This is a genomic window from Micromonospora zamorensis, assembly GCF_900090275.1.
Lineage (GTDB): Bacteria > Actinomycetota > Actinomycetes > Mycobacteriales > Micromonosporaceae > Micromonospora > Micromonospora zamorensis.
The window spans coordinates 6,455,729-6,474,416 of record NZ_LT607755.1; the positions used below are offsets into that span (position 1 = coordinate 6,455,729).

Below are 18,688 nucleotides of genomic sequence, written 5' to 3' on the forward strand. Positions count from 1 at the left end.
CACGAGCGCAGCGAGGAGAGGTCATGACCACCCATCCGGACCCGGTACGCGACACACCGGAGGCGTACTCCGCCCCGTCGCAGCCGGCGGAGCCCAGCCTGGCGCAGCCCGTGGCACCGGCCACCGCCCCCGCCCAGCCGGCTCCCGCCGTCTGGACCGAGGGCGTGGACACCGTTCCGCGCGCCGACGGCACCCCGGGCGAGCTTCAGCCGTACACCGAGCTTGGTCTGCGCGACGACGAGTACGACCGGATCCGGCAGATCCTCGGCCGCCGGCCCACGCAGTCCGAGCTCGCGATGTACTCGATCATGTGGAGCGAGCACTGCTCCTACAAGTCGAGCAAGGTGCACCTGCGCCAGTTCGGCGAGAAGGCCCCGCCCAGCGACCGGATGCTCGCCGGCATCGGTGAGAACGCCGGTGTCGTGCAGATCTCCGACGAGCTGGCGGTGACCTTCAAGGTCGAGTCGCACAACCACCCCAGCTTCGTCGAGCCGTACCAGGGTGCGGCCACCGGTGTCGGCGGCATCGTCCGGGACATCCTCGCCATGGGCGCCCGCCCGATCGCGGTGATGGACCCGCTGCGCTTCGGTGCCGCGGACCACCCGGACACCGCCCGCGTGCTCACCGGCGTGGTTGCCGGCGTCGGCGGCTACGGCAACTGCCTCGGCCTGCCCAACATCGGTGGTGAGCTGGTCTTCGACCCCTCCTACCAGGGCAACCCGCTGCTCAACGCGCTCTGCCTGGGCGTGTTGCCGGTCGAGCGGCTGCAGAACAAGGCCGCCGCCGGCCCGGGCAACGTTGTCGTTCTGATGGGCGCCAAGACCGGCCGCGACGGCATCGGCGGCGTGTCGGTGCTGGCCAGCGCGACCTTCGACGAGGGCAGCGAGGCACGTCGACCCGCCGTGCAGGTCGGCGACCCGTTCATCGAGAAGCTGCTGATCGAGGCGTGCCTCGAGCTGTACGACGGCCAACTGGTCGTCGGCATTCAGGACCTCGGGGGCGCCGGCCTGACCTGCGCGCTCACCGAGACCGCCGCCGCGGCCGGCACCGGCATGCGGGTCTGGCTGGAGCGGGTGCCGCTGCGCGAGCCCTCGATGGACCCGCACGAGATCCTGGCCAGCGAGTCGCAGGAGCGGATGCTGCTGGTCGTCGAGCCGGAGAAGCTCGACGCGGTGCTCAAGACCTGCGAGAAGTGGGGCGTTCTCGCCACCGCGATCGGTGAGGTCACCGCACCGGAGCCGGACGGCAGCCCGGGTCGACTGCTGATCACCTGGCAGGACCACCTGGTCGTCGACGTGCCGCCGGGTTCGCTGGTCGACGACGGTCCGGTCTACGCCCGGCCGATGCGTGAGCCGGCCGACCTGATCCTGCTCCAGGCCGACCGGGCCGAGACGCTGCCCCGGCCGGCCGACCCGGAGGCGCTGCGGGAAACCGTGCTGCGCATGATCGCGTCGCCGAACCTCGCCGACAAGACCTGGGTCACCGAGCAGTACGACCGCTACGTGCTGGGCAACACGGTGCTCGCCCAGCCGGAGGACGGCGGCGTGATCCGGATCGACGAGCGGACCGGGTTGGGCGTGGCGCTGTCGGTTGACGGCAACGGCCGGTACGCCAGGCTCGACCCGTACAACGGCACCAAGCTGGCCCTGGCCGAGGCGTACCGGAACGTGGCGGTGACCGGCGCGAAGCCGATCGCCGTCACCGACTGCCTCAACTTCGGCTCCCCGGAGGACCCGGGCGTCATGTGGCAGTTCGCCGAGGCCGTCCGCGGCCTCGCGGACGGCTGCCTGGAGCTGGGCATCCCGGTGACCGGCGGCAACGTCAGCTTCTACAACCAGACCGGCGCGGCGGCCATCCACCCGACCCCGGTGGTCGGTGTGCTGGGCGTGCTGGACAACGTCGCCGACCGGGTGCCGATGGGCTTCGTGCCGCGCGCGGGTGGCGACCACGACCAGCTCTACCTGCTCGGCGAGACGAACGTGGAGCTGTCCGGCTCGGAGTGGGCCTGGGTGACGCACGAGCACCTCGGTGGCATCCCGCCGCAGGTCAACCTCGCCCGGGAGAAGGCGCTCGCCGAGCTGCTGGCCGAGGCGGCCCGGGTCGGTCACCTGGCCTCCGCGCACGACCTCTCCGACGGTGGTCTCGCCCAGAGCCTGGTCGAGTCCTGCCTGCGGCGTGGCGTAGGTGCACGGGTCGCGGTGCCGGAGCAGTTCGCCGAGGGCTCGATGCCGTTCGTCTACCTGTTCAGTGAGTCCGCCACCCGGGCGCTGGTCTCGGTGCCGCGGGGCCACGACAAGGCGTTCGCGGCGCTCTGCGCCGAGCGGGGGGTGCCGTTCGAGCTGATCGGTGTCACCGACCCGTCCGGCGGCGCGCTGGAGGTGCACGGCCAGTTCCGGATCAGCCTGGACGAGCTGCGTACCGCGCACACCGAGACGCTGCCGCGCCTCTTCGGGGGTGCCGCCGCCGTCGAGGTGCCCGCGCCGGCCGCCGGCGTGGCGGGTGCGGTCGAGGCCGTCCCGCTGCCGGTCGCGGAGGCCGAGCCGGTCGATCCCGCGGAGGTGGTCTCCGAGCCGATCGCTTCGTTCGGGCCGGTCCCGCAGACCGGTGCCGTTGAGCCGATCGAGTCGGAGCAGCCGGGCACCGCCGCCGAGTCTGACCCCGGTGTCGCCGAGCCGTCGCCTGACGAGCGCTGAGGCGTTGGCGGCCGCCGTCCACGGCCAACCTGGTTCCGGTGCCCGGTTCGACTGGGGGCTGACCGGGGCGGCCGAGCTCGGACGGGTCTGCGCGGCACTGGTGGTGGTGGACGTCCTGTCGTTCACCACCTCGGTGGAGGTGGCGGTCGCCCGTGGCATGCGGGTGCACCCGTTCCCCTGGGGTGAACAGGCCGCGGACTACGCGGTGCGGGTCGGCGCGACCGCTGCGGTGGGGCGACGGCAGGTGAGCGCGGAGCATCCGTGGTCGCTGTCGCCGGCCGCACTGAGCACCGCGCCGGTGGTGGCGGACCTGGTCCTACCCTCACCCAACGGCTCCGCCATCAGCGCCGCCGCCAGCGCCACCGGCCTGCCGGTGGTCGCGGCGTGTCTGCGCAACGCACCGGCCGTCGGGCGTTGGCTGCGCCGCCAGGGGTACGGCACAGTCGACGCCCCAATCGGTGTGATCGCCTCGGGGGAGCGGTGGCCGGACGGCTCGCTGCGCCCGTCGGTGGAGGACCAACTCGGTGCCGCCTCGGTGCTCGATGCCCTCTCCGGCGTGCCGGGTGGGCTGTCCGTGGAGGCGGCCATGGCGCTCGCCGCCCTGGCCAGCACTCCGGACGTGCCCGCCGCGGTACGCGGCAGCGTCTCCGGACGCGAGCTGACCGAGAGTGGTTTCGCCGAGGACGTGGACGTCGCCGTCCAGGTGGGTGTGTCGGCGGTGGTCCCGGTGCTGCGCCAGGGAGTCTTCTCCGCCGCCTGAGCGAGGCCCGCGATCACCGCTGACGCTTGATGCCATGACCAAACGAAACGGCCACCCGGGATCCGGGTGGCCGTTTCCGTGCGTCGTGGTCGGTCAGTCGTCCAGCCAGTCGAGGCGTCGGCCGCCCCGCTCGGTCGCCGGCGGGGTTTCCGGTCGGGCCCGGCCGGCCTGCTGGCCGTAGCCACCCTGGTCGTAGCCCCGGTCGTCGTAGCCGCCGCGCTGCTGCGGCGGCGGGGGCTCCTGGCCGTAACCGCCCTGGTCGTAGCCACCGGCCTGCTGGCCGTAGCCACCCTGGTCGTAGCCCCGGTCGTCGTAGCCGCCGCGCTGCTGCGGCGGTGCGGGCTCCTGGCCGTAACCGCCCTGGTCGTAGCCACCGGCCTGTTGCCCGTAGCCGCCCTGGTCGTAGCCGCCGGCCGGCTGACCGCCATACCCGGCGGTCGGCTCAGCAGCCCGACCGCCGCCGTACGGGGCCGGGTCCGGCTGGCCGTAGCCCTGCCCCTGCTCCGGCTGGTAGACGCCGGTCGCGTACGGGTCGGCCGGAGCCGGGTACTGGGTGTTGTCGCCGGTGTACCGGCCGGTCGGCTCGTCGTACCGCTCGCCGTAGGCCGCTCCGCCAGCGGGAGCCGGCGGGTAGGCAGCGGTCCCGGCCGGCGCGGTGTAGTCACGGCTGCCGTAGCCGCCACCGGAGGCCGGAGCGTTGCCGTAGGCCGGTGCGCCGCCATAGCCAGCGCCGGAGCCGGGCGCAGCGCCGTAGCCCTCACCGGCCGCGCCAGCGCCGTAAGCGCCCTCGGGACCTGCCGGAGTGCCGTAGCCGCCACCGGACGCGGGCGCGTTGCCGTAGCCGCCACCCGAGGCGGGCGCGTTGCCGTACCCGCCGGCGCCGTACCCGCCCGGTGCTGGCTCGTCGCCGTAACCCACGCCGCCCCAGCCCTGCTGGCCCGCACCGCCGTACGCCTGCGCAGGCGCGGCGTACGGGTCCGGCGGAACGTCGTCGACCACCGGGCGGTGCATCATCGTCGGCGCATCGCTCAGCGCCGCGCCACCGATCATGGTCGGGTCCGCCCCGCCGCCGGGTCGTCCGCCGACCACCCGGGTCTCTTCGGCGCCACGGAAACCGCCCCGCGCAGGTGGGACCGGACCGCCGCCGCCAGCCGCCGCAGGGGCGTCGTCGTCGTCGCCGTTCTCCCTGCGCTTCATCCAGAGCAGCACGATGGTGCCGACGCCGGCGGCCACCAGAAGACCGCCGAGCAGAATGATCAGGTACGAGCCCATGCCGCCGCCGCTGTCCTCGTTGTTCGAGGCGTTCGCAGCGGCACCCGGGCTGGGGTCCTCGGAGGCCTGGTCCTCGGTGCCCTCGTCGGTCGCCTCCTCGGTGGGAGTGGCCTCGGTGCTGGCCGACGGCGTGGCGCTGGGCGTCACCTCGACCTTGATCGCGAGGCTGATCCGCTGCCCGGTGATGGACTGCCCGGCGGCGGCGTTGATGGTCTTCCGGGCCACCACGTTGTCGAAGGTCGCACCCAGGTCGATCCGGCCCGGTGCGATCGGGTTGGCCGTGGTGCCGGTGAAGCGGAAGTTGCCGCTGCCGTCGCTGGTGGTGTCGAAGGTCTTGCCGGTGCTGTCCAGCAGCATGACCACCGCGTTGGGCACGGCCTTGCTGTCGGCCTGCGAGACCACCTTGCCGGAGACCGACTGCACGGTCTGCTTGGTCGGCGGCGGAGCGGCGGCCTTGCCCTTGACCGTCAGCGCGACGGTGGCGGTGTCTGGGCCCGAATCGGCCTCGACGGCCACTGTGACGGTCGCTGTCGCGTCGCCGGCGTTGTCGTTGGCCGCGATCCTGACCAGCACCGACCTGGCTTGGGGGTTGCCCAGACCGGGGAAATCGACGTCGCCGCAGCCGCTGGCGCAGCTGACACCCGACGGCAGGCCGGAGAGACCGATCTTCGCCTTCCGGTCGTTGTCGCCGGGGGTCACGCGCACGGTGACCGTGGCATCGCTTCCGGCGTTTACGGTGACCGAGCCGGGGGAAACTTCGACCTCTGCGGCCATGGCTGGTGTGGCGGGGACGGCGAGCAGAGCGCCGGCAACCAGCGCTACGACCACACCGGCCCGCTGCTTCCAGGCACGTCGGTGTGTTGACACGTCCACCGCCTTCCGGGCTGACTTCCCTCTGACCGGCGGGGCGCCGGGCCGGGGATCATCACGGTTCAGATACGCCGTCGGCAACTATGCCTTGTCCGACCGGATCGGCGCGACCCAGGGCCAGCGTCAGGTAGTTGGCCTGCGGGTCGTATCGTCCCGTCGTGTCCTCTCCGCACAGTAAGTCCGCTGCCGTGACGGCGGCGTTGTTGGCGCTCGACGAGGGGCGTACGCCCGAACGGCCGGTGTTCCGAGAGGCGGTCCGGTCGTTGTTGGCCGTCCTCGCGGAGCGCGCCCCCGGCCGATCGGTGGAGGTGCGCGTCCCACCATACGGGGCGATCCAGTGCGTACCCGGACCTCGACACACCAGGGGAAACCCACCAAACGTCGTCGAGATGGCTCCCGACACCTGGTTGCGGTTGGCGACCGGGAGGATCGGCTGGGTCGAGGCGGTCGCCGAAGGTCGCGTTCAGATGAGTGGTGTCCGTGCGGACCTCTCGGCGTATCTGCCCGTCTTATTATCTCCGAGTCCCACTCACGGTGACGGCATGCGCAGGAATCGTGACTATCTGTATTGACGGCGATTCGCGTACACTGTCAGGCGACGACAGTGGTCCCGGCAGAGAAGTGTGGATCCGCCCGTGATCCCGCCCGGCCGGTCCAGACCAGCATGAGGGAGCGGTAGGTGCCCCGAGGCGACGGCCGGCTGAGCCACGACCTTGACCCCCAACGACCTGGCCCCCAGGATGCCTGTGGCGTCTTCGGCGTCTGGGCCCCCGGCGAAGAGGTTGCCAATCTGACCTACTTCGGCCTCTACGCCCTGCAGCACCGCGGCCAGGAGGCGGCGGGCATCGCGGTGAGCGATGGCTCCGGCGTGGTGGTCTACAAGGACCTCGGGCTGGTGGCCCAGGTCTTCGACGAGCCCACCCTGGCGAGCCTGCGCGGCCATCTGGCCATCGGGCACGCCCGCTACTCCACCACCGGCGCGTCGAACTGGGAGAACGCCCAGCCGACGATCCGGTCGACCACCTCCGGCACGACCATCGCGCTGGCTCACAACGGCAACCTGGTCAACACCGCCGAGCTGGAGAAGGAGGTCGCCGAGCGCGGCCTCGTCGCGGACGGTTCGACCAACGACACCTCCCTGGTGACGATGCTGCTCGCCAGCCGACCGGATCTGTCGGTCGAGGCGGCCGCACTGGAGGTGCTGCCGCAGCTGCGTGGCGCGTTCAGCTTCGTCTTCATGGACGAGTCGACCCTCTACGCGGCCCGCGATCCGCACGGCGTCCGCCCGCTGGTGCTCGGCCGCCTGGAGCGCGGCTGGGTGGTGGCCAGTGAGACCGCCGCACTGGACATCGTCGGTGCCAGCGTGGTGCGCGAGGTCGAGCCGGGCGAGCTGATCGCGATCGACGAGAACGGCCTGCGCTCCACGCGGTTCGCCGCGCCGGAGCCGAAGGGCTGTCTCTTCGAGTACGTCTACATCGCCCGCCCGGACGCCACGATCGCCGGGCGCAACGTCCATTCGGCGCGGGTGCAGATCGGCCGGCAGTTGGCCAAGGAGCACCCGGTCGAGGCCGACCTGGTGATCCCGGTGCCCGAGTCGGGCACCCCGGCCGCGATCGGCTACGCGGAGGCGTCCGGCATCACCTACGGCGCCGGCCTGATGAAGAACCCGTACGTGGGGCGCACCTTCATCCAGCCGTCGCAGACGCTGCGTCAGCTCGGCATCCGGCTCAAGCTCAACCCGCTGCGGGAGAACGTCCGGGGCAAGCGGTTGGTGGTCGTGGACGACTCGATCGTGCGCGGCAACACCCAGCGCGCCATCGTGCGGATGTTGCGTGAGGCGGGGGCGCTGGAGGTGCACGTCCGGATCTCCTCGCCGCCGGTCAGCTGGCCGTGTTTCTACGGCATCGACTTCGCCACCCGGGCGGAACTGCTGGCCAACGGGTTGGACAACGACGGCATCCGGCGCTCCATCGGCGCCGACACGCTGGGTTACGTCTCGCTTCCTGGCCTGATCGCCGCGACCGAGCAGCCGAAGACCAGGCTGTGTCGGGCGTGTTTCGATGGGGAGTACCCGATCGAGCTGCCGGCCGGCAACCTGATCGGCAAGCACGTGCTCGAAGGGGTGGGCCGACGGGTCGCCAACTCGGCGCCGGAAGCCCCGCACACCAACGGCTCGTTCGTCGCCACTCCGGGTGGCGTTACCGCAAACCGCCCGTAGCACCAACCGGCGCGGCCCGGCCACCGCCGGCGCGGCACCGAGAACCAAAGGGGAGAACCGTGACGCACGTGTCCGAGCGCAACGGCGCAGGAAGCAGCCCGACCGGCGCCGGCGGCGACCGTCAGCCCTGGACGGCCGGCGCTGGCCGTCAGGCGCGCAAACGCTCGGTCTCGTACGCCGATGCCGGGGTCTCGATCGACGCGGGCGACCGCGCGGTGGAGTTGCTCAGGTCGAAGGTGCGCCAGACCCGCCGGCCCGAGGTGATGGGTGACCTGGGCGGGTTCGCTGGTCTGTTCCGGCTGGACACGAAGAAGTACAAGAGCCCGATCCTGGCGTCCTCCACCGACGGGGTGGGCACCAAGCTGGTGATCGCTCAGCAGATGGACATCCACGACACGGTCGGCATCGACCTGGTGGCCATGGTCGTGGACGACCTGGTGGCCTGCGGCGCCGAGCCGCTGTTCCTGCTCGACTACATCGCCACCGGCGAGGTCGTTCCGGACAAGGTCGCCGAGATCGGGGCGGGCATCGCCGACGGCTGCCGTTACGCCGGCTGCGCGTTGCTGGGCGGGGAGACTGCCGAGCACCCCGGTGTGCTGCGCCCGGACGAGTACGACATCTCCGCGACCGGTGTCGGCGTGGTCGAGGAGGCCGACATCCTCAGCCCGGACCGGGTCGAGGTGGGCGACGTGGTGATCGCCATGCGCTCGTCCGGTCTGCACTCCAACGGCTACTCGCTGGTCCGGCACGTGCTGCTCGGCGCGGCCCGGATGCGCCTGGACATCGTGATCGACGACTTCGGTCGGCAGCGGACCCTCGGTGAGGAGCTGCTCACCCCGACCAAGATCTACGCCAAGGACTGCCTCAAGCTGATCGCCGAGGCGGAGGTGCGGGCGCTGTCCCACATCACCGGCGGCGGCATCCCCGGCAACCTGGTCCGGGTGCTGCCCGAGCACGTCGACGCTGTGGTCAACCGCTCCACCTGGAAGCCGCAGCCGATCTTCGACCTGATCCAGTCGAAGGGTCGGATCGACGACCAGGACATGGAGTCGACCTTCAACATGGGCGTCGGCATGTTCGCGATCGTGTCGGCCGAGGACGCCGACCGGGCGCTGGCCACGCTGACCGGCCGTGGGGTCGAGGCCTGGCAGGCTGGCGAGATCATCGAGGGCACCGGCAACGTGCAGATGGTTGGTCAGCACACCCGAGGATGATCACGTTCCGGTGATCGTACGGGCACCTGATCAGGGCTTCACCCGAGTGGCCTATGCCGCCTAGCCTGAAGGGCTCAGGCTTGGCGGAGGAGGGCGATGGCTGCTCGGGGACAGTCGTTCAGCGGGATGCGGGGTCTTTCCACCGTCCCGTCGTACGTCGTCATGCAGCCCACCACCCTCTGCAACCTCGACTGCGCGTACTGCTACCTGCCGTTTCGTGCCACCGACCAGCGGATGCCGGTGGCGGTGGCCGAGGCGGTGGCGGCGGCGGTCAACCCGTGGGCGGCGGCCGGCCGGTTCTCCGTGGTGTGGCACGGCGGCGAGCCGTTGGCGGCCGGCCGGGAGCACCTGGCCGACCTGATGGCGCCGTTCGACCCCGAGGTCGAGCATCACGTGCAGACCAACGCCACGCTGATCGACGACGACTGGTGTGACTTCTTCGCCCGGCACGAGATGCGGGTGAGCGTGAGCGTCGACGGGCCGCGGGTCCGCAACGGCGACCGGGTCAACCGGGGCGGCCAGCCGGCGTACGACCGGATTCTGCGCGGCGTCGCGGCGCTGCGCCGTCATGGTCTGCCCTTCTCCGCCCTGGCCGTGGTGTCCCAGCCGGGCCCGGGGCTCGCCACCGAGCTGTACGACTACTTCCTCGAACTGGGCTGCGATGTGCTGGGCATCAACATCGAGGAGACCGAGGGGGTCAACACCCGGGACAACCGCCACGACTCCTCGGCGGTGACCGCGTTCTGGGCGGAGCTGGTCGCGGCGTGGCGCCGTGACCCCCGGATCCACCTCCGCGAGGTCGAGTGGACGTTGCGCTATGCCGCGGCGGTGCTCGACAACTCGGCTGACGGGGTGCTGCCCCGCCAACTGGACCCGATCCCGACCATCGGTCACGACGGCTCGGTGACCGTGCTGTCCCCGGAGTTGGCGGGCTTCACCGACCCGCGCTACGGCGATTTCAGCAGCGGCAACGTCCTGCACGCTCCGCTGGCGGAGATTCTCGGCGGAGCAGCGGCGACCCCGTGGGTGGGAGAGTTCCTGGCCGGGGTGGAGGCCTGTCGGGTGTCCTGCCCCTACTTCGGCTTCTGTGGCGGTGGCCACGCGGCCAACCGCTACTTCGAGCTGGGGCGTTTTGACGGTACGGAGACCGAGCACTGCCGAAACAGCAAGATCCGCCTATTGGATGGAGTGTTGGAGCATGCCCGAGAGCACCAGTAACCGGCGGCCTGAGCGCGAGGCGGATGACGGAGTCAACGAGCGGGTGCGGGAGGCGGCCCCTGCGCTCGTCGCGCTGCTGCAGGAGGCGGAGGACGCCAGGCGGTTGCGCTCGGAGGTGTCGGGCGGCGATGGTGCCAGCGCGGTCTGCGCCTGGAACCACTTCGAGAACATCCCGACCTTCTACAACTGGAACAACCGCCCGCGCTGACGGGAGCCGTGAACAGGGGCCTGTCGAGCGGCCGGAATAACTCCGGTCGGGTCAGGCCCCTGATCGTCGGCAGCTGAACCTGCACGAGACGTGCGTGAGCACGCGGGTATCACCGCGTGCTCAGCTGCGTCGAGAGGTCAGCGGGCCGGACGGACCCAGGGATCCGGATCGTCGTCCGCGTGATCCTCATCATCGTCGTCGACGAACTCTTTAGAGTCGTCGTCGAAGTGGTGCTCAGACTTACCAGCACCCGCCAGTTCGCGCTGCAAGGCGGTGAGGTCGGTGTTCGGGGAGTGGTACTTCAACTCCCGGGCCACCTTTGTCTGCTTGGCCTTAGCACGGCCGCGCCCCATGGCTCGACCCCCTCGCACAGAATGCGGGGCAGCCCGAAGGCGGGCCCCGATGACGTCAGGCATCTCTCGTGGCTCTTACGGTACATGGGGATGCCACCGTTCGGCACCTCGGGTTACCGTCAGCCGGCTCTGCGCGTCGCGTCGATCCGGCCGTCACCCAGTGTACCGGGTAAGGAGCGGAACGGTTAGCGCCCGTGACACCGGACAAACCGCATCAAATTCGATCCGGCTCTCAGCCTACCGAGCCGCGTCGGCACAGGGGGCCCGGAGGCGGATCCCGTCGATCCGCCTCCGGGGAATGCTCAGCGCAGGTGGATCGACCGCAGGCGGCCGACCTCCGCCATCCGGCGCTCGGCCAGCCGATCCGCGGCGACCGCTGGCGGCACGCCCTCGGCGTCGGCCAGGCCCAGGATCTCGCGGGTGGTGTCGTAGATCCGGGTTGCCCGCAGCTTCGCCCGGTCGAAGTTGAAGCCCTCGATCTCGTCGGCGACCTGGATCACACCGCCGGCGTTGACCACGTAGTCCGGCGTGTAGAGGATGCCCCGGTCGGCCAGCAGCTTCTCGATGCCCGGGTGGGCGAGCTGGTTGTTCGCCGCACCGGTCACCACCTTGGCGCGCAGCGCCGGCACGGTGTCGTCGTTCAGCGCGCCGCCCAGCGCGCACGGCGCGTACACGTCGATGTCCGCGGCGACCAGCGCGCTGGCGTCGTCCATCAGGGTGACCTGCGGGTGGTTGCTGCGAACCCAGGCCAGTGCCTTCGGGTTGACGTCGGTGGCGACCACCTCGGCGCCGTCCTCCAGCAGGTGGCCGGTGAGGTATTTGCCGACCTTGCCCAGACCGGCGACGCCGACCCGGCGGCCACGCAGGCTCGGGGTGCCCCAGACGTGCTCGGAGGCGGCCCGCATGCCCTGGAAGACACCCCAGGCGGTGAGGATCGACGAGTCGCCGGCGCCGCCGTGCTCCACGCTGCGCCCGGTCACGTAGCGGGTCTCCCGTGCCACCACGTCCATGTCCGCCACGTAGGTGCCGACGTCGCACGCGGTGTAGTAGCGACCGCCCAGCGACTCCACGAAGCGACCGTACGCGCGCAGCAGCGCCTCGCTCTTGATCTGCTCGGGGTCACCCCAGATGACGGCCTTGCCACCGCCCAGGTCCAGCCCGGCGAGCGCGTTCTTGTACGCCATCCCACGGGACAGGTCGAGCACATCGGCGAGGGCGTCGTCCTCGCTGGCGTACGGGTAGAAGCGGGTGCCGCCGAGCGCCGGCCCCAGCGCGGTGGAGTAGATCCCGATGATCGCCTTCAGGCCGCTCTGCTTGTCCTGGCAGAAGACGACCTGTTCGTGACCGGTCGATACCGGATCGTCGGTGCTCGCGAATACGCCCATGGTTGGCTCCTGGAGTGGTGTGCGTCCTTGTGGGACGCGGACCTGGTGGACCCCGGCGGGGATGCTGCCGGTGAGATCGAGCCTAGTATCGGCCGCCCTGGGGACGCTCGACGCGCCGCCGCCGTCCCACGTTGCGGCGCGCGTGGTCCGGCCGCTGACCTCATACGGCTGTGGTTCGTGGGAGGATCGCGCCGTGCCGTCGCTCTTCGCTTCTTACCTGCGCGTGTACGAACCGTTGACCGCCTTCGACCGGGACCGGCAGAGCTACTGGCGCCGCTACGTGTCCGAGGGGCGGGCGGTGGCCCCGGTCGAGGGGCCCGGCCGACAGCGGACGGCGGTGATCGAGGCGCTGGGCGCGGGCTGGACCCGGCTGCCGGACCTGCCGGAGGAGGCGTACGTCCTGGAGACGGACGACAGCCTGCTGGTCTGCCCATGGAACCTGCGGATCCGGGTCGCTGAGGCGGCGCTCAGCGCTCGGGACGGGGTGCCCTCGGTGCTCGCCGACGCCTTCGTGCCCCCGGTGCTCGCTGGCCAGGCCAGGGCGGTCGTCGACGACTGGCGCAGCGGCGCCCGGGTGCTGGAGCACGGGGTGCCCCGGGTGCACGAGCAGATCGCCACGTGGGGGGTGCCTCTGCGGTGGTTCGTGCTCTTCGAGCCGGCCGAGCGGGACCTGGTCACCCAGCCGGGCCGGCGGGCGCTGCGCTACCGGACCGAGATCTCCAAGGCCCGTCGCCGGTCCTCACGGGCGCTGTCGGTGCTGCGCAAGTCGGTGGGCGAGGCGCCGATCACCGAGGCGGTGGAGGAGGCGGCGCGCTGGCTGGAGGAGTTCCATCCGCGCTCGGTGGTCGAGTTGGACTACGGCGGCCTGGTCGACCTGCTCTCCGACGAGACCCTCACCGCGGACGACTCGCCCGAGTTGGTCGCCACCGGCCTCGCGGGGCTGTCGCGCGGTGAGGCCGAGGAGGCGTCCGCCGCGTACGACACGTTGGTGGCCCGGTGGCGTGCCGTGCAGCTGCTGGAGCGGTGCAACTAGGGGCATATCGCCCGAGGAGCGCTCCCAAGGTGAGGTGTGCTCGTAGTTGACGCATCACGAACCGTGATCATGAGTCCGAATAAGGTACTTTCTGCCGTGTAAAAGTCGTAAAAATCGGGCATGGTTCATCCGTCCGTCTAGGGACCTTCATCCGTTCGGCCCATGTCGGACATCGGGGACTAGCCGGACCATGGGAGACGCGTCGGCCGGCGGGACCCCGGCCGATGTCTATACATGTGGAGGAGTGACCGATGGCATCGCGAACGCACGAACCAGAGCCGCTACTCACGCCGGCCGAGGTGGCGTCGATGTTCCGTGTCGACCCGAAGACGGTGACCCGGTGGGCAAAGGCTGGCAAGCTCAGTGCCATCCGCACCCTGGGTGGCCACCGTCGATACCGCGAGTCGGAGGTCAGGGCGCTGTTGCAGGGTCAGATCCCGCAGCAGCGGCAGGGCGACTGAAGCGGCAATAGTTTTCCGGTCAGGGGCGGTGGATCTCGATCCGCCGCCCCTTTCCATGTCCTGAGTGGCCGGCCGCCGCTGCGTTTCAGCGCCGCGTCTCGGCCAGCGTCACCCGGATGCCGACAGTGCCGCCCTCGCCGCGCCGCAGCCGGCTGCCGAGCAGGCTGAGTCGACCGATCAGGCGGTACTTGTGCTTGAGCAGGTCCCGTACCCGACCGGTGTCGCCGTTGCCGTAGATCGTCGCGTGGGCTGGCACCTCCGCCCCGTGTGGCCGCCCCCGCACGTCGCACGGGGCCACTGTCACCTCGCCGTTGTGGCGGATCCGCTTCACCTTGCCCGAGTCGGCCCGGGTCCAGACCGCCAACGCCTCACCATCTCGTACCGCCCAGACGGGGGTCGGCACCGCCCGACCGTCCTTGCGGAAGGTCGTGAGCAGGATGTACTTCTCGGCCGACAGCCGGTCCAGCATGGTCACGCCGCCAGGATACGGCCGCTACCGGCCGCTGAGTGGACAGATAGCGTGAACGTCGTGACGGTTGAGCCTCGAATCGGTGACGTGGTCGGCGAACTGCTGCGGGACACGCTCGCGGTGGCCAGCGGGGTGGGCCCTCGACCCCTGGTCGGTGGGCGCCTGCCCCGGCCGGTCATCGAGATCATCGAGCGGAACGACGGCCTGATCAACGGCGCACCGGCCGCCCACTATCTGGACGGTCCGCAGGACTGGCAGCCGTACGACCACCGCGCGGTGGACCGGGCCCGCGGCGAAACGCTGGACATCGGCACCGGCGCCGGGCGGATCGCCCTGCTGCTCCAGGAGCGCGGCGTACCGGTCACCGGGCTGGACACCTCCGCAGGCGCGCTGGCCGTGAGTCGACGCCGCGGTGTCCGGCAGCTGGTGCACGGCACCGTCGACACGCACGTCGCGGACGGGCAGCGTTACGACACATTCCTGCTGCTCGGCAACAACCTCGGGCTGTTCGAGGGGCGGGAGCGTGCCCCCGTGTTCCTGGCCGCGCTCGCCGCGCTGGCCCGACCGGGGGCGCAGATCATCGCGCACGGCACCGACCCGTACGGCACCCGTGACCCTGTGCACACGAGTTACCACGAGCGCAACCGCAGCCGGGGTCGGCTCGGCGGTCAGCTCCGGCTCCGGTTGCGCTACCGGGAGCTGAGCACCGAATGGTTCGACTATCTGGTCTGCTCGGCGGAGGAGTTCGCCTCGCTGGTGCACGGCACCGGCTGGCGGTTGACCGATGTGGACGACCGCGACAAGCCCTACTACCTGGCCACCCTGCGGCTCGCCGACTGAGCGACGGCCCCCGCGCTCCGCATCGCGGAGGACAGGGGCCGTCGTACGGCTCAGACCTGGACGGTCGGGGGAAGCTGCTCGGGCGGCAGACCGCCGTCGCCGTCGACCACCTCGTCCGGCTGGCCGTCCTCGTCGATGTCGACCATGGTGATGTCCACCTTGCCGTCACCGTCGGTGTCGAACTGGAACAGGTCCGCCTTGCCGTCGCCGTCGGTGTCCACCACCCACACGTCGGTCTTGCCGTCGTTGTTGGTGTCGGCGCGCAGCAGCTCGACCCGCTCGTCGCCCCGGGTCTCCACGGTCTGCCCGTCAGTGACGCTCTCCGGTGCCTGGCTCATCTCGGTGGTCCTTCCCTCGGTTGACGGGCCGTCAGTACCCGATCCCGCGCTCCCCCACGCATGAGCCGGGTCGTCGAGCTGTCTAGGGTCGCACCATGAGCGAGCGGAGCGGGCGGAACACCCCGGTCGGCGTGGCGGGGACCCCGCGCGCCGACAGGCGGGACAGGGAGGCGTGATGAGCGATCGTTTCGTGGTCGTCGGTGCCGGCACGATGGGGCTCGGCATCGCGTACGTGGCGGCCGGGGCCGGTCACGCCGTGGAGTTGGTCGAGGTGGACCCCGAGCGGGGCGCCTCCGCGCTGAACCGGCTCGCCGACCTGTGGGAGCGGGCGGTGCAGCGAGGGAAGCTGAGCGCCGACGAGGCCGCTGCGAACCGGCAACGGGTCACGCTGCGTCCCACGCTCGCCGACGTCGCTCCCGCCCCTGAGGTGATCGTGGAGGCGGTGCCGGAGCGGCTCGAGGAGAAGCGGGCAGTGCTGCGGGACGCCGCCGCGCTGAACCCCGCGCTGCTGGGCAGCAACACCTCCAGCATCGCCATCGGTGAGCTGGCCGCTGGGCTGGACGCGCCCGAGCGCTTCCTCGGCCTGCACTTCTTCAACCCGGTCTGGGCGATGGCCCTGCTGGAGATCGTGGTCGGCCCGGCCACCGCCGAGGAGACCACGGCCGCGGCCGTCGCGCTCGCCGGCCGGTTGGGCAAGGACCCCGTCGTCGTACGCGACCTGCCCGGCTTCGCCACCTCACGGCTCGGGGTCACCCTCGGGCTGGAGGCGATCCGGATGGTCGCCGACGGGGTGGCCAGCCCTGCCGACATCGACAAGGCGATGGTGCTGGGCTACCGGCACCCGATCGGGCCGTTGGAACTCACCGACCTGGTCGGCCTCGACGTGCGGCTGGACATCGCCCGCACCCTCCAGGCCGCGTACGGCGACCGCTTCGCACCGCCGCCCCTGCTCGTGGAGATGGTGGCCGACGGGCGGCTGGGCAAGAAGTCGGGGCAGGGCTTCTACCAGTGGAAAGCCGGGGTCAAGCAGTGAGCGCGAGGAGTGAGCTTGCGAGCCCCGCAGTCGCGAACGGAAGGTGGGCGCAGTGAGCGCGGTGGGCGCGGTGAGCGGGCTGCGGATCGAGGAGCGGCCGGACCGGCTGGTGGTCACCCTGGACCGGCCGGAGAAGCGCAACGCCATCGACGCTGAGCTGATCGCCGAGCTGCACCAGGTCTGCGCCGAGCTGGAGGCGCGTCCCCGACTGCTGCTGCTCACCGGGGGCGCGGCGGGCATCTTCGCCGGTGGCGCCGACATCGGCCAACTGCGTGAACGGGGCCGCACCGATGCCCTCGCCGCGATCAACTCCGCTGCCTTCGCCCGGATCAGGGCGTTGCCGATGCCCACCGTCGCCGCCGTCGACGGCCCGGCGTTGGGCGGTGGCGCGGAGCTGGCGTACGCCTGCGATCTGCGGGTGTGCACGGCGCGGGCGGTCTTCGGTCAGCCGGAGGTGCGCTTGGGCATCCTGGCCGGCGCTGGCGCGACCCACCGGCTGCCCGCGTTGGTCGGTGAGGGCCGGGCCAAGGAGCTGCTCTTCACAGGCCGGCGGGTGGACGCCGCGGAGGCGCTGCGGATCGGCCTGGTGAACCGGGTGGTGGACGAGCCCGACGAGTTGCTGACGGTGGCGCACGCGCTGCTGGACGAGATCGCCCTGGGTTCGCCGCTGGCGCTGCGGCTGACCAAGCTCGCGGTCGACGCGCCCGCCGCCGCGCATCCGCAACTCGACCTGGTCAGTCAGGCGGTGCTCTTCGAGGACGAGGAGAAGCACCGGCGGATGACCGAGTTCCTGGAGCGCCGCCGGCCGCGGTGACTCCTGGAGACGAAACGGCCGCACCGGCGAGCGCCGGTGCGGCCTTCGTGTGCCTGTGGTCGTGCTACTGCCGGATCTGCACCTCGGCGTCGGCCAGGCCGCGGATCACCTGGGCGGACTCGCCGAAGCCGATGATCAGCACGGCGTCCGCGCCGAAGTCCTTGATCTCCTTCGCACCCCGGCTGAAGTCGACGGGTGCCGCCTTGGCGTCGGCCGGCGGCTCGTACGTCAGCAGCTTGAGTCGATCGGCAGCGATACCGGCCTTCTCCAGCTCCTCACGGACGGTGCCCTGGAGACCCTCACCGTAGGAGTCCTTGCGAGCCACGATGACGATCTTCTGCGAACCGTCGCGGAGGATGACGTCGGCCAACGCCCGGCCCTGGAGGCTGTCCGGTGGGGCGGTGCGGAAGTAGAGGCCCTCGTCGTCCACGTCGGTCAGGCTGCTGTCGGTGTTCGACGGAGAGAAGAGGATCTTCCCGGCCTGCACCACGTTCGGCAGCACGGCCCGGGAGATGCCCGAACCACCAGCGCCGATGATCACGCTGACGCCAGCCGTCGCGTGCCGGGCCACCGTCGCCTTGGCCACGTCCGGGTTGGTGCCGTCGTCGCCGTCCAGCCACGTCACCGGCTTGCCCAGTGCGCCGCCAGCGGCGTTGATCTCCTTGATCGCCAGCGCGGCGCCGGCGGCCATCGGCGGGTAGGCGATCGACAGGTCACCGGTCTTCGGCAGCAGACCGCCCAGGATCAACGGTTCCTGCTCGGGGTCGCCGCCCGGGCGCTGCTTCTTCGGCTTCGGCGGCGTCTTGGTGCTCGCCGCCGACTCGATGCCCGCGCCGACGAACTCGGTCTTGCCGTCGTTGATCTGCTGCCCGTCGAAGGTCAGCGTGGCGTAGCTCGCGGTGGCCGGCTCACCCTTGTCGGTGAAGCCCGCCCGGGTCAGCGAGACCCCGCGGTACTCGATGTCCTGCCCGTTGCGGGCCAGCGTGAGGCAGCTGACCGGGTCCTCGCAGCGCTGCCCGTCGTTGGTCACCGCGACGATCTGCTTCGCGATGGCAGCCGGGTCGGTGCTTCCGGCCAGCTGCGCGGCGAGCACGGCGATCACCACCGCGTCGTACGTCTCGGCCGAGTACACGTAGTCCGTCAGCGCCGGATTGACGGCCCGTAGCCGGCCCTTGAAGTCCTCGGGTAGCGGAACGAGTGGCGTGGTGCCCTTCATCCCATCCACGAGACCTGCGCGTTCTTTCAACTCCGCGGGGTAGGTGTTGAGCATGTTGCCGTCCGTGCCGTAGAGGCGCACCTGTTGGGCGCTGGTCTCCTTGGCCTTGTCATCCCCGCAAGCGCTTGTGGCGAGCAGGATCGTCGCGCAGGCAGCCAGTGAGGCCACCCGCGAGCGGCGTGATACGAGCATGGTCGTCCTTCCTCCGGCGAAGGTCCGCTGCGCACATTAGCGTGCCGAGGCCGACGGCGGGACCGTGGAGGTGGCGTAAAGCGCAGGTAGCTCGCCTTGAA

Annotated in this window: 18 protein-coding genes; 12 read left to right on the forward strand and 6 right to left on the reverse strand. The window is 71.1% G+C overall.

Going from position 1 to position 18,688, the window contains the following annotated elements; all coding sequences use genetic code 11:
* Positions 1-23 precede the first annotated feature (23 nt).
* Both purL and GA0070619_RS28950 read left to right on the forward strand, forming a co-directional pair.
* Entirely contained in the window at positions 24-2,693 is a 2,670-nt protein-coding gene (gene purL / locus GA0070619_RS28945; RefSeq protein WP_088950945.1) for a phosphoribosylformylglycinamidine synthase subunit PurL, read from the forward strand.
* A 4-nt stretch (positions 2,694-2,697) separates the two neighbouring features.
* Entirely contained in the window at positions 2,698-3,453 is a 756-nt protein-coding gene (locus tag GA0070619_RS28950) for a 2-phosphosulfolactate phosphatase (RefSeq protein WP_088952122.1), read from the forward strand.
* Positions 3,454-3,546: 93 nt separating this feature from the next.
* Here GA0070619_RS28950 and GA0070619_RS28955 read toward each other — a convergent pair whose 3' ends face one another.
* Entirely contained in the window at positions 3,547-5,592 is a 2,046-nt protein-coding gene (locus tag GA0070619_RS28955; protein WP_231927182.1) for a carboxypeptidase-like regulatory domain-containing protein, read from the reverse strand.
* 191 nt (positions 5,593-5,783) lie between these two features.
* On the opposite strand from GA0070619_RS28955, the gene GA0070619_RS28960 reads away from it, so the two are divergent.
* From GA0070619_RS28960 to amcA, 5 genes are all read left to right on the forward strand, one after another.
* The gene (locus GA0070619_RS28960) at positions 5,784-6,167 is read left to right on the forward strand and encodes a sterol carrier family protein (protein ID WP_172862252.1); all 384 of its coding nucleotides are present in this window, start codon (positions 5,784-5,786) and stop codon (positions 6,165-6,167) included.
* Between the two features lie 107 nt (positions 6,168-6,274).
* Entirely contained in the window at positions 6,275-7,813 is a 1,539-nt protein-coding gene (purF, locus tag GA0070619_RS28965; protein WP_088950947.1) for an amidophosphoribosyltransferase, read from the forward strand.
* Positions 7,814-7,872: 59 nt separating this feature from the next.
* Entirely contained in the window at positions 7,873-9,027 is a 1,155-nt protein-coding gene (purM, locus tag GA0070619_RS28970; protein WP_088950948.1) for a phosphoribosylformylglycinamidine cyclo-ligase, read from the forward strand.
* Positions 9,028-9,153: 126 nt separating this feature from the next.
* Positions 9,154-10,245 carry a cyclophane-forming radical SAM peptide maturase AmcB gene (amcB, locus tag GA0070619_RS28975; protein ID WP_331716867.1) on the forward strand — a complete coding sequence of 364 codons (1,092 nt, stop codon included), beginning with the start codon at positions 9,154-9,156 and terminating at the stop codon, positions 10,243-10,245.
* Complete coding sequence (gene amcA, locus GA0070619_RS28980) at positions 10,226-10,453, forward strand: multiple cyclophane-containing RiPP AmcA (protein WP_088950950.1); 228 nt, start codon at positions 10,226-10,228, stop codon at positions 10,451-10,453. Before amcB ends, amcA begins: the two co-directional genes overlap by 20 nt.
* 137 nt (positions 10,454-10,590) lie before the next feature.
* Here amcA and GA0070619_RS28985 read toward each other — a convergent pair whose 3' ends face one another.
* On the reverse strand, positions 10,591-10,806 hold the full coding sequence (locus GA0070619_RS28985; RefSeq protein WP_088950951.1) for a DUF3073 domain-containing protein: 216 nt from the start codon (positions 10,804-10,806) through the stop codon (positions 10,591-10,593).
* Between the two features lie 302 nt (positions 10,807-11,108).
* Positions 11,109-12,191, reverse strand: coding sequence for a Leu/Phe/Val dehydrogenase (locus tag GA0070619_RS28990; protein ID WP_088950952.1), 1,083 nt, complete (start codon positions 12,189-12,191; stop codon positions 11,109-11,111).
* Between the two features lie 193 nt (positions 12,192-12,384).
* On the opposite strand from GA0070619_RS28990, the gene GA0070619_RS28995 reads away from it, so the two are divergent.
* A complete protein-coding gene (locus GA0070619_RS28995) occupies positions 12,385-13,224 on the forward strand; it encodes a hypothetical protein (protein WP_088952124.1) in 840 nt (279 codons plus the stop codon).
* 251 nt (positions 13,225-13,475) lie between these two features.
* Complete coding sequence (locus GA0070619_RS29000; RefSeq protein WP_007073996.1) at positions 13,476-13,685, forward strand: BldC family transcriptional regulator; 210 nt, start codon at positions 13,476-13,478, stop codon at positions 13,683-13,685.
* An 85-nt stretch (positions 13,686-13,770) separates the two neighbouring features.
* Here GA0070619_RS29000 and GA0070619_RS29005 read toward each other — a convergent pair whose 3' ends face one another.
* A complete protein-coding gene (locus tag GA0070619_RS29005) occupies positions 13,771-14,160 on the reverse strand; it encodes a PPOX class F420-dependent oxidoreductase (protein ID WP_088950953.1) in 390 nt (129 codons plus the stop codon).
* A 54-nt stretch (positions 14,161-14,214) separates the two neighbouring features.
* Here GA0070619_RS29005 and GA0070619_RS29010 point away from each other — a divergent pair, with 54 nt between their 5' ends.
* Complete coding sequence (locus tag GA0070619_RS29010) at positions 14,215-14,994, forward strand: class I SAM-dependent methyltransferase (protein ID WP_088952125.1); 780 nt, start codon at positions 14,215-14,217, stop codon at positions 14,992-14,994.
* A gap of 50 nt (positions 14,995-15,044) precedes the next feature.
* Here GA0070619_RS29010 and GA0070619_RS29015 read toward each other — a convergent pair whose 3' ends face one another.
* Entirely contained in the window at positions 15,045-15,332 is a 288-nt protein-coding gene (locus tag GA0070619_RS29015; RefSeq protein WP_088950954.1) for a hypothetical protein, read from the reverse strand.
* Between the two features lie 175 nt (positions 15,333-15,507).
* Here GA0070619_RS29015 and GA0070619_RS29020 point away from each other — a divergent pair, with 175 nt between their 5' ends.
* Complete coding sequence (locus tag GA0070619_RS29020; protein ID WP_088950955.1) at positions 15,508-16,365, forward strand: 3-hydroxyacyl-CoA dehydrogenase family protein; 858 nt, start codon at positions 15,508-15,510, stop codon at positions 16,363-16,365.
* A 70-nt stretch (positions 16,366-16,435) separates the two neighbouring features.
* Positions 16,436-17,179 (forward strand): enoyl-CoA hydratase/isomerase family protein, encoded by a 744-nt coding sequence (locus GA0070619_RS29025; RefSeq protein ID WP_088952126.1) that lies wholly within the window; start codon positions 16,436-16,438, stop codon positions 17,177-17,179.
* Positions 17,180-17,243: 64 nt separating this feature from the next.
* On the opposite strand, the gene GA0070619_RS29030 is transcribed toward GA0070619_RS29025, so the two are convergent.
* Entirely contained in the window at positions 17,244-18,587 is a 1,344-nt protein-coding gene (locus tag GA0070619_RS29030; protein ID WP_088950956.1) for an ABC transporter substrate-binding protein, read from the reverse strand.
* Positions 18,588-18,688 lie beyond the last annotated feature (101 nt).